Genomic DNA, 623 nt, shown 5'->3' on the forward strand with positions numbered 1-623 from the left:
AGCGACGCGGCGGTGCCGCGAACGAGGCGAACGAGGAATGGAATGGCTGCGAGAACGGGATGGCATGGTGTCTCCAGAATCGTTATAGGTCGATTTGCTATTTGTTCTCAGCATAGAATCCGCCGACTTCTTTGACAAAGACCTTATGAACATGTATTTCTATGCCACGACGGCATAGCTCAAAAACGACATGGACATTCGAGAACTGCGCAGCTTCATCCACGTCGCCCGCGCCGGCAGCTTCAGCCGCGCGGCCGCGGAGCTGTATATCGCGCAACCGGCGCTGAGCCGGCAGATCGCCAAGCTGGAGGAGGAAATCGGCGTGTCGCTCTTCACGCGCTACGGCCGCGGCGTGCGCTTGACGGCCGCGGGTTCGCGCCTGCTCGAGCATGCCGAAATGATCACGCGGATGGTCAGCGAAACGGCGGACCAGGTACGGGCCAGCGCCGATGCCGACCGCGAGATAGCCGCGCTCGGCATCGGCGCTGGCCCGTACCTGGTCCGCCGTTTCGCTGACCATCCGCGTGATCATTTCGGCATGCTCGAGCAGGCGCGAACCCGCGGCGTGCGCTTGACGGCCGCGGCCGTAGCGCGTGAAGAGCGACACGCCGCTTTCCTCCTCC

Annotated in this window: 1 protein-coding gene; it reads left to right on the forward strand. The window is 63.2% G+C overall.

What is annotated here, in order from left to right; translation table 11 throughout:
* Nucleotides 1–190: 190 nt before the first annotated feature.
* Nucleotides 191–623, forward strand: a 433-nt coding sequence (locus A9Z05_RS03570) for a LysR family transcriptional regulator (protein WP_141723342.1), incomplete at its 3' end; no start/stop codon positions are given.

Source organism: Burkholderia sp. A2, from assembly GCF_001729305.1.
Taxonomy (GTDB): Bacteria; Pseudomonadota; Gammaproteobacteria; order Burkholderiales; family Burkholderiaceae; genus Burkholderia; species Burkholderia sola.